This is a genomic window from Nocardioides sp. (genome assembly GCF_024509035.1).
GTDB lineage: Bacteria > Actinomycetota > Actinomycetes > Propionibacteriales > Nocardioidaceae > Nocardioides.
Genome location: NZ_JANINT010000066.1, coordinates 39956 through 49294, shown reverse-complemented (window position 1 = coordinate 49294; position 9339 = coordinate 39956). Strand labels below are relative to the sequence as shown.

The 9339-nt window shown below is 71.8% G+C and carries 10 protein-coding genes; 5 read left to right on the top strand and 5 right to left on the bottom strand.

Features of this window, described 5'->3' with window-relative positions; all coding sequences use genetic code 11:
- Positions 1-150: 150 nt before the first annotated feature.
- Entirely contained in the window at positions 151-888 is a 738-nt protein-coding gene (locus Q0L15_RS06095) for an SDR family oxidoreductase (RefSeq protein WP_296602986.1), read from the top strand.
- Positions 889-902: 14 nt separating this feature from the next.
- Here the strand turns inward: Q0L15_RS06095 and Q0L15_RS06090 are convergent, their stop codons facing one another.
- From Q0L15_RS06090 to lpdA, 4 genes are all read right to left on the bottom strand, one after another.
- Entirely contained in the window at positions 903-2108 is a 1206-nt protein-coding gene (locus Q0L15_RS06090; RefSeq protein ID WP_296602984.1) for a SpoIID/LytB domain-containing protein, read from the bottom strand.
- Positions 2109-2207: 99 nt separating this feature from the next.
- Positions 2208-3356, bottom strand: a complete 1149-nt coding sequence (locus Q0L15_RS06085) for a SpoIID/LytB domain-containing protein (RefSeq protein WP_296602982.1) — start codon at positions 3354-3356, stop codon at positions 2208-2210.
- A gap of 27 nt (positions 3357-3383) precedes the next feature.
- A complete protein-coding gene (locus Q0L15_RS06080; RefSeq protein ID WP_296602981.1) occupies positions 3384-4781 on the bottom strand; it encodes an NAD(P)H-quinone dehydrogenase in 1398 nt (465 codons plus the stop codon).
- Positions 4782-4793: 12 nt separating this feature from the next.
- The gene (gene lpdA / locus Q0L15_RS06075; RefSeq protein ID WP_296602989.1) at positions 4794-6197 is read right to left on the bottom strand and encodes a dihydrolipoyl dehydrogenase; all 1404 of its coding nucleotides are present in this window, start codon (positions 6195-6197) and stop codon (positions 4794-4796) included.
- A gap of 52 nt (positions 6198-6249) precedes the next feature.
- Between lpdA and Q0L15_RS06070 the strand changes: the two genes are divergently transcribed.
- Positions 6250-6702 carry a gamma-glutamylcyclotransferase gene (locus Q0L15_RS06070; protein WP_296602979.1) on the top strand — a complete coding sequence of 151 codons (453 nt, stop codon included), beginning with the start codon at positions 6250-6252 and terminating at the stop codon, positions 6700-6702.
- 6 nt (positions 6703-6708) lie between these two features.
- On the opposite strand, the gene Q0L15_RS06065 is transcribed toward Q0L15_RS06070, so the two are convergent.
- Positions 6709-7092 (bottom strand): VOC family protein, encoded by a 384-nt coding sequence (locus tag Q0L15_RS06065; RefSeq protein WP_296602976.1) that lies wholly within the window; start codon positions 7090-7092, stop codon positions 6709-6711.
- A 45-nt stretch (positions 7093-7137) separates the two neighbouring features.
- Here Q0L15_RS06065 and Q0L15_RS06060 point away from each other — a divergent pair, with 45 nt between their 5' ends.
- Genes Q0L15_RS06060 through Q0L15_RS06050 form a run of 3 tightly spaced genes read left to right on the top strand, consistent with a single transcriptional unit; the run spans position 7138 to position 9334 of the window.
- The gene (locus Q0L15_RS06060) at positions 7138-7959 is read left to right on the top strand and encodes a purine-nucleoside phosphorylase (protein ID WP_296602975.1); all 822 of its coding nucleotides are present in this window, start codon (positions 7138-7140) and stop codon (positions 7957-7959) included.
- A gap of 8 nt (positions 7960-7967) precedes the next feature.
- Positions 7968-8639 (top strand): TetR family transcriptional regulator, encoded by a 672-nt coding sequence (locus Q0L15_RS06055; RefSeq protein WP_296602973.1) that lies wholly within the window; start codon positions 7968-7970, stop codon positions 8637-8639.
- Positions 8636-9334, top strand: coding sequence for a heme oxygenase (biliverdin-producing) (locus Q0L15_RS06050; RefSeq protein WP_296602972.1), 699 nt, complete (start codon positions 8636-8638; stop codon positions 9332-9334). Before Q0L15_RS06055 ends, Q0L15_RS06050 begins: the two co-directional genes overlap by 4 nt.
- The last annotated feature ends 5 nt before the right edge of the window (positions 9335-9339 follow it).

The following is a 9339-nucleotide window of genomic DNA, read 5'->3' as shown; positions in this document are numbered from 1 at the left end:
CTGCACCAGCGCTTCGCGCAGGTGTCCGTGGTGATAGGCGGCCTTGGGGCTCATGTGGACCGACTCTAACTTTGACCGGATGTGAGTTGCCACTTACATTAGATGTAAGAGGTCACTTACACCTGGTGGCCGCGAGGACACGGAGACGACATGACCGGCATCGACGGCAAGGTGGTCGCCATCACCGGTGCCAGCAGCGGCATCGGCCGAGCGGCCGCCTACCTGCTCGCCGAGCGCGGCGCCCACGTGGTGCTCGGCGCGCGCGGACCGGAACGGCTCGAGCAGATCGCCGAGGACATCCGGGTGCGTGGCGGCTCGGCCTCCTGGCGCGTCACCGACGTGACCCGCCGCGAGGACCTGAGCGCCCTGGTCGAGACCGCACGCGAGGAGTTCGGCCGCCTCGACGTGCTCGTCAGCAACGCCGGCGTCATGCCGATCTCGCCCCTGGACGACCTGCGGGTCGACGACTGGGACCTCATGGTGGACGTCCATGTGAAGGGCCTGCTGCACGGCATCGCAGCCGCCCTTCCCGTGTTCCGCGAGCAGGGCAGCGGCCACTTCGTGACGACGGCATCGACGGCCGGGCTCAAGATCGTCCCGACGATGGCGGTGTACGCCGGGACCAAGGTCGCCGTCCGCGCGATCTGCGAGGGGCTCCGCCAGGAGGCCGGCCCCGACCTGCGGGTGACGGTGGTGACGCCGGGCCTGACGGCGACCGAGCACACGCTCGGCATGGGCGAGGACGAGGCACGCGCCCGCTTCGGTGCGACGGTGGCCGAGGTGGCGCTCCCCGCCGAGGCCGTCGCCGGGGCGATGGCCTACGCGATCGAGCAGCCGGCGACCGTCGATGTGGGCGAGGTGGTCGTCCGGCCCACCGCCCAGGCGTGACCGCGCGCCCGGACTCAGCGTCCGGCGACCTTGAACGTCACCCAGGTCGAGCGCAGGCCGAGCACGGCGCGGAAGGTGTCACCGGAGACGACGACGCGGCCGCCGGTCCCCCGCAGCGCGATCGAGCGGACCCGCCCGCCCCAGTCGCCGTTGCCGTCGCGGGCGGTGACCGCGATCCGGGTGAGGTTGCCGACGGCCGGCCAGGCCTGCTCGAGGCGCGCGTCGTCGATCGTCGTGGTCCAGGTGTGCACCGGGTTGCCCGACCAGCCGTCGTACGGGTCGCGGCGCGCCGGCAGGTAGGGGACGGACCCTGCCGACGTCCAGCCGCCGCTGCTCGAGCCGAACTGGGTGAACGCCGGCTCGCCACCGCTGGTGAGGATGGTCCCGGCCGTCGCGTCCACGGCGTCGTCGGAGGCGGGGTACTCCGCGTCGACGCCGCCGTAGACCTGGCACGAGCTCGTGTCACAGATCTGGTAGGCGTCGGAGAGCGGGTGCCGGCGTTCGTACGCCGCGTAGGTGCGGGCGGCGACGGCTTGGGCGCGGACGGCCTCGGCGCTCCACGACGCTGGGATCTCCAGGGGCACCACGCCCTTGAGGTAGCTCTCGAGGTCGAGGGCGTTGACGGTCACGCGCTCGCCGGCGCCGGTGACGGCGGTCCGCAGTCGGCCGCGGTAGGACCGCTCGCCGCTGGGTGTGACCAGCGTGATCGGCTCGCCGCCGGCGTAGAACTCGCCCTCGCCCTTCAGCACCTGCCAGGCGTGCCAGCGACGGTCACGGTAGAAGACGCGGCTGACGCCGTCGGGGCCGACCGCGACCCGCCAGCGCTTGGCACCGTTGTCGGGCAGTGCGAGCCGCCGCTTGGCCTTGGTCGCGGTGTCGCGCACGGTGAGGCCCGGCCGGGCGTTCACGATCAGGTCGTCGGTGGTGTCCGCGGTGAGCAGCACGGTGACGCGCCCCTTGGCGATCCCCCACTCCGTGCCGGGGTAGTAGAACTCGGCGATCTGCCGGTAGGTGAGGCCCTGCCGGGCGGCGCCCTCGGCGCCGTACTGCGACATGCCGTGGCCGTGGCCGTAGCCGTGGCCCTTGATCGTCACGGTCGCGCTCGCGGGCACCTTCCAGACGTCCCCGCCGGGTGCCGGGGCCCCCGCGGCAGCGGGCCCGGCCACCGCCATCGTGGTCGCCGCGAGGGCGAGCGCGAGCAGGCTCGTGACGGCGCGCATGGGTGACCTCTGGGACGACTGTGACGGGTGGGAAAACCCAATCGCATCACGAGCCACAGGGCCCCGCAACGAGATCGCGTGAACTACAGATCTGTAGTTCTACGAGACGGTGAACATCGTCGACCGCAGCCCGAGGAACCGGGCGAACGCGCTACCCGTGGTGACCTGCTCGCGGAGCGTGCCGGTGATGCGCAGCTCGGTGACGTGACCCTCGTGGACGCCGTCGGTGTCGCGCTCGGTCACCTCCACCGACACCAGGTCGCCGAGGCCGGTCCAGTGGCGGGTGATCTGGTCGCCCGTGAAGGTCCTGACCTGCGGGTCCTGGGGAACTCCGCGGTCGAACTCGTCCCACTCGGCGACGAGGTAGGGGAAGCGCTCGTCCGCGACCGAGTAGCCACCGTTGCTCGCCGAGAACTGGGCGAAGATCGGCTCACCCTCGTAGGTCAGGACCTGGCCGGCGGTCGTGCGCACGGCGGCGTCGGAGCCGGGGTGCTCCCCCGAGGCGCCCCGGTAGACCTGGCAGGCGGCGGTGTCGCAGAGGTCGTACTCTCTCGCCGACGAGACGTGCTCGCGCTCGAAGACGGCGTACGTGCGCGCGGCGACCGACTGGGCCTCGACGGCGGCGTGCGGCCAGGTGGCCGGCACCTCGCTCGCGACGACGCCACGGAGGTAGGTCTCGAGAGGGACCTCGTTGACCACGCCGGCGTCGGTGAGGCGCAGGACGCCGCGATAGCTGCCGGCGCCGAACAGCACCATGGGTCGGGCGGAGACCAGCTCGATGGCACCGCGTCGCGTGCGCCAGACGTGCCAGGAGCCGGTGCGGTAGGACAGCTCCGACCGCGTGCCCGAGGTCTTGACCCGCCACTTCTTGACGGGCTTGCCGTCGCGGCGGGTGGGCAGCGTCCAGGTCTTCCCCTGGCCGCGCGCCTTGAGGCCGGACTGCGACCGCACGATCAACGCGTTGTCGGGCGCATCGGTGAGGAGGACCCGGATCGAGCCGCCGGCCGTCCCCCAGGACGTGCCCGGGTAGTAGTGCTCGAGGATCTCGCGGTAGCCCTGGCCGGCGTTGGCGCGGTTGCGGGCGCCGTACTGCGAGAGGCCCTTCCCGTGGCCGTTGCCGGTGGTCGAGATGGTGACGCTGGCCGGCTCGCGACGAACGGACTCCCCTCGAGACGCCGCGGCGTGAGCCGGAGCGGTCGTCGCAGCCAGAGCAGCAGCGGTGAGCAGGACGGCGAGCCGTCGGATCATGGTCTCCCCCGAGAGTTGGTGACGTGGCTAGACGCGGTGCAGTCGGCGGGCGGCCTCGGCGATCGAGCCGCTCATCGATGGGTACACCGTAAACGCCTGGGCCAGCTGGTCGGCGGTGAGCGACTCCGCGACCGCGACCGACACCGGGTGGATCAGCTCGCTGGCCCGCGGTCCGACGACCACTCCCCCGACGATCGTGCGGGTGCCGGGACGGCACAGCAGCTTGACGAAGCCGTCGCGCACGCCCTGCATCTTCGCGCGCGGGTTGCCCGAGAGCGGCAGCATGACGACCTCGGCCTGGATCTCCCCGGCGTCGACGGCGTGCTGCGACCAGCCCACGGTGGCGATCTCGGGCGCGGTGAAGACGTTGGACGACACCGTCTTGAGGTCGAGCGGCTGGACGGCGTCGCCGAGGAAGTGCCACATGGCGATGCGGCCCTGCATGGCCGCGACGCTGGCGAGCATGAGGACGCCGGTGCAGTCGCCGGCGGCGTACACACCGCGTGCGGAGGTGCGCGAGACCCGGTCGACGTTGACGAACCCGCCGTCCTTGAGGTTGACGCCGGCCTCCTCCAGCCCGAGGCCGGCGGTGTTCGGCACCGACCCGAGCGCCAGGATGCAGTGCGACCCCTGGACGGTGCGGCCGTCGGTGAGCGTCACCGTGACCGTGTCGCCCTCCCGCGTCACCGACTCCATGCGCGAGCGCGAGAGGACCTTCATGCCGCGCCGGGTGAGCACGTCCTCGAGGACCTTGGCGGCGTCGGCGTCCTCACCGGGCAGCACGCGGTCGCGGGAGGAGACCAGCGTGACCGGGATGCCGAGGTTGAGGTAGGCGCTGGCGAACTCCGCGCCGGTGACACCCGAGCCGACGACGATCAGCTCGGTCGGCACCTCGGTCAGGTCGTAGACCTGTTCCCAGGTGAGGATCCGCTCGCCGTCGGGCTGCGCGGTCGGCAGCGTGCGCGGCGCGGCGCCGGTGGCGAGCAGGATCGCGTCGGCCGGCAGCACCTGCTCGGTGCCGTCGGCCAGCTGGGCGAGCACCCGGTCCGGGCCGGCCAGGCTGCCCCGTCCCTGCAGCACCGTGACGCCGTCGCGGGCGAGCCGGCGGCCGATGTCGGCGGACTGGTCGGCCGCGAGCTGCTTGACCCGGGCGTTGAGCCTGGCCAGGTCCACGCGGATCGCGGTCGCGGCGTCGCCCTCGGTGTCGAGGAAGCTCACGCCGAGCTCGGCGGCGTCCGCGAGCTCGCTCATCACCTCAGCGGTGGCGATCAGGGTCTTGCTCGGCACGCAGTCGGTGAGCACCGCCGAGCCGCCGACGCCGTCGGTGTCGACGACCGTGACCTCCGCACCGAGCTGGGCGGCGACGTGGGCGGCCTCGTAGCCGCCGGGGCCGCCGCCGATGATGACGACGCGTTCGCTGGCCATGTCAGCAGCCGATCAGAGGTTGATCATGTGGCCGGCGATGCCCTCGACGGCCTCCTTCATCGCCTCCGACAGCGTCGGGTGGGCGAAGATGTTGCGGGCCACCTCGTCGGCGGTGAGGTCCCACTGCTGGGCCAGCGTCAGCGCCGGCAGCAGCTCGGTGACCTCGGGACCGATCATGTGGGCGCCGATGATCTCGTTGTACGTCGCGTCGGCGACGATCTTGACGAACCCGACGCCCTCGGCCATGCCGCGCGCCTTGCCGTTGGCGCTGAACGGGAACGAGGCGACCTTGACGTCGTACCCCTTCTCCTTCGCCTGCGCCTCGGAGTAGCCGAACGACGCGATCTGCGGCTGGCAGAACGTCGCGCGCGGGATCATGTCGAAGTTGATCTCCTGGGTCTCGGCGCCCGCGATCGTCTCGGCCGCGACCACGCCCATCGCCTCGGCGGTGTGGGCGAGCATCAGCTTGCCGGTGACGTCGCCGATCGCGTAGACGTTCTCGACGCTGGTACGCCCGCGGGCGTCGACCTCGATCGCGCCGCGGTCGCTGACCTTCACACCGGCGTTCTCCAGGCCGTAGCCGTCGATGCGCGGCGCGAAGCCGAACGCCGCGAGCATCTTGTCGGCCTCGAGCACCTGGCTGTCGCCGCCGCTCGCCGGGCTGACCGTCACGCGGACGCCCGAGCCGGTGTCCTCGACCTGGTCGACCTTGGTGGACAGCAGCACCTTGACCCCGAGCTTCTTGTACTGCTTGAGCAGCTCCTTGGAGACGTCGGCGTCCTCGGTGGGCACCATCCGGTCGAGGAACTCCACGATCGTGACGTCGACGCCGAAGTTGGCCATCACGTAGGCGAACTCGACACCGATCGCGCCCGAGCCGCCGATGATGATCGAGCTCGGCAGCTGGTCGGTGAGGATCTGCTCCTCGTAGGTGACGACGTTCTGGCTCACGCTCATGCCGGGGAGCATCCGCACCTTGGCGCCCGTGGCGATGATCAGGTTGTCACAGGTGTAGGTCTGCTTCTGCCCGTCCTTGTCGACCTCGACCTCGGTCGGCGACTTGATCGTGCCCCAGCCGTCGAGCTCGGTGATCTTGTTCTTCTTCATCAGGTAGTGGACGCCCTTGGCGCTGGCCTCGGCGACGCCGCGGCTGCGCTTATGGGTCGCGCCGAAGTCCATGGTGGCCTCGCCGCTGATCCCGAAGGTGTCCTTCTCCTTGGTGATGATGTGGGCGATCTCCGCGTTGCGCAGGAGCGCCTTGGAGGGGATGCACCCGACGTTGAGGCACACGCCTCCCCAGTACTTCTCCTCGATGACGGCCACGGACTGGCCCAGCTGGGCGGCACGGATCGCGGCGACGTACCCACCGGGGCCGGCACCGAGGACGAGGACGTTGAAGTGGGTCACGACCGCCAGCCTACTGACGTGAGGGAGGCCACGGTCCGGGCGCTCCACTACTCTGCAGCCCGTGACGCTTTACGCCGCCTACGGGACCAACCTCGATCCCGTCCGGATGAGCGAGCGCTGCCCGCACTCCCCGCTGGCGACCACCGGGTGGCTCCAGGGCTGGCGGCTGACGTTCGGCGGCGAGGAGCACGGCTGGGACGGCGCGCTTTCCACGATCGTGGAGGACCCGCTCGAGCAGGTCTTCGTCGCGGTCTACGACATCACCCGCGAGGACGAGGCCTCGTTGGACGGCTGGGAGGCCGCCGACCTCGGCCTCTACCGCAAGACCCGGGTGCGGGTCGCGACGATGACCGGCGAGCTCGTGGTGTGGACCTACGTGCTCGACGCCTACGAGGGCGGACTGCCCTCCGCGTCGTACCTCGGCGTCCTCGCCGACGCCGCCGAGGCCGCCGATGCCCCCGCCGACTACGTCGCCGCCCTCCGCAACCGCCCCTGCCGCTCGATCGGGCAGTAGCAGGGCCTACTCAGTCACGGTGTGGCAGACGGCCTCGACGTTGTTGCCGTCGGGGTCGCGGACGAACGCACCGAAGTAGTGGTCGTGGTACTCCGGCCAGAGGCGAGGCTCGTGGAGCACCTCGGCACCCTGGGCGACGGCGGTGTCGAAGAACGCCCGGACCTGGTCGGCGGAGGTGGCGGTGAAGGCGATGTGGACCTCGCGGTTGGGGCCCGACGCCGGGCCCTCCGGGGGCTGGGCGCCGATCCAGAAGACGGGACCGTCGGTGCCGTAGCCGATCGCGACGTCGACGTCCATCAGACGGCGGTGGCCGAGGACGCCGAGCACGGCGTCGTAGAAGGCGGCCGACCGGGCGAGGTCGGAGCAGTTGATGCCGAGGTGGTCGATCATGCATCGAATCGTGCACCAACCCACCCCCGCACTAGAGTCCGATCCGTGACGCAGCCGCAGACCCAGCCCGAGACGGCCACCCCGTACGACCACGCCCAGAACGCCGCCGCGCGGCTCGCTGAGCTCACCGGTGTCGAGCGCCACGACGTCGCGCTCGTGCTGGGGTCGGGCTGGCTGCCCGCGGTCGACGCCCTCGGCGAGGCCACCGCGGAGATCGCGACCACCGACCTGCCCGGCTTCTCCGCGGCGGCGGTCGCCGGCCACTCGGGCAAGATCCGCTCGGTCAAGGCCGGCGACAAGCAGCTGCTGGTCTTCCTCAGCCGCACCCACTACTACGAGGGCAAGGGCGTGGCGGCGGTCGTGCACGGCGTCCGTACGGCGGCGGCCGCGGGCTGCCGCGCGATCGTGCTGACCAACGGCTGCGGCGGCCTCAAGACCTCCTGGACGCCCGGCACCCCGGTGCTGATCAGCGACCACATCAACCTCACCGGCCGCTCCCCCATCGAGGGCGCCCACTTCGTCGACCTCACCGACCTCTACAGCTCCCGACTGCGCGCGATGTGCCGCGAGGTCGACCCCACGCTCGACGAGGGCGTGTACGTGCAGTTCCCGGGCCCCCACTACGAGACCCCGGCCGAGGTGCGCATGGCCGGCATCATGGGCGGTCATCTGGTCGGCATGAGCACCACACTCGAGGCGATCGCGGCGCGCGAGGCCGGCATGGAGGTGCTGGGCATCAGCCTGGTCACCAACCTCGCCGCCGGCATCAGCGATCAGCCCCTCAACCACGAGGAGGTCCTCGAGGCCGGCCGCGCCGCCGCCTCGCGGATGGGTGAGCTCCTCGGCCGCATCGTCCCCCGGATCTGACCCCGGCCGTGGCCGCCGCGACGCCTGCGTCCACGGGATCCGCCGCCGAGACCCGGCGGCGGCTGGTCGAGGCGGCCACCGAGGCGTTCGCCGAGCACGGCGCGTTCACCGCGTCCCTGGTCGACATCACCCGTCGGGCCGGGCAGCGCAACCGCGGCGCGGTGCACTACCACTTCGGCTCCCGTGACGGGCTGCTCGTCGCCGTGATCGACCAGCACGCCGAGCACCTCGCTCGCCGCGAGGGCGAGCTCCTCGAGCTGGCCCGCGCACGTCCTGACGACGACATCGGCTCGGTCCTCGAGGCGATCGTGCGGCCCGCTGTCGAGCTGGCCGAGACCGGTCCCGCGGGCCGGCGCTACCTCGTGATCGTCGGCCAGCTGGTCGAGGAGTTCGAGCGGGTGCACCCCGACGTGGCGGCAGCCCTGGCACGCACCGGCGGACTGCCGGTCTACGAGCTGCTCGAGCAACGGCTGCCGGCGTACGACGAGGCGCTGCGCACCGAACGGATCGCCCTGGTGACCGGCTTCATGCTCCGCTCGGTCGCCGACCGCGCGCGGGCCCAGGAGGCCGCGACCCCCCGTCGTGCCCAGCTGCCCACCGAGCGGTTCATCGCCAACATCGTCGCGATGGCGGCCGGCATGGCCGTCGCCCCGATCGTCGAGCCGGTCGAGACCCCGTGACCGCGATCGACGACGCCGAGGAGACCGTTGGCCCCACCGCCAGGCTGCCTCTCTCCGCCGCGATGCGGATCGGCTCGCAGGCCGAGCACCGCGATGCCGAGGGCTCCTCGTTCATGAGCGAGCTGCTGGCCGGCCGGGTCGACGAGCAGGGGTACGCCGACTACCTGCTGCGGCTGCACGCGGTCTACTCCGCGATGGAGTCCGCCGTGCGGGCACGCGCGGACGACGACACGGTCGCCGCCGTGCACGACCCGGCCCTCGAACGACTCGACGCCATCGAGGCGGACCTCCGCCACTGGAGCCCCGGTGGGCGCCGGGTCGTCGACTCCCCCGCCGCCGAGGCCTACCGTGCCCGGCTCGAGCACGCCGCGCACCACGGCCGGCTCCTCGTCGCCCACCACTACACGCGCTACCTCGGCGACCTCTCCGGAGGCCAGGCGATCGGCCGCATCCTCGACCGTGCCTTCGGGCTCGGGGGCCAGGGACTGGCGTTCTACGACTTCCCCGCGATCCCGAGGCCCAAGCCGTACAAGGACGCCTACCGGGCCCGCCTGGACGCCCTCGGACTCCCGACCCACCAGCGCGACGAGGTGGTGGTCGAGGTGCGGACGGCGTTCCGGCTCAACCTGGCGCTGTTCGCGGAGCTGGGCGAGCACCTCGCGTCGTACGTCCGCCGCGACCGGACGCCCGGATAGCCTTC

Coding starts and splice junctions, on each gene's coding strand:
- Q0L15_RS06080 (WP_296602981.1), bottom strand. CDS start 4,781: ATGGCCAGCGAACGCGTCGTCATCATCGGCGGCGGCCCCGGCGGCTAC.
- Q0L15_RS06095 (WP_296602986.1), top strand. CDS start 151: ATGACCGGCATCGACGGCAAGGTGGTCGCCATCACCGGTGCCAGCAGC.
- Q0L15_RS06090 (WP_296602984.1), bottom strand. CDS start 2,108: ATGCGCGCCGTCACGAGCCTGCTCGCGCTCGCCCTCGCGGCGACCACG.
- Q0L15_RS06085 (WP_296602982.1), bottom strand. CDS start 3,356: ATGATCCGACGGCTCGCCGTCCTGCTCACCGCTGCTGCTCTGGCTGCG.
- Q0L15_RS06065 (WP_296602976.1), bottom strand. CDS start 7,092: ATGATCGACCACCTCGGCATCAACTGCTCCGACCTCGCCCGGTCGGCC.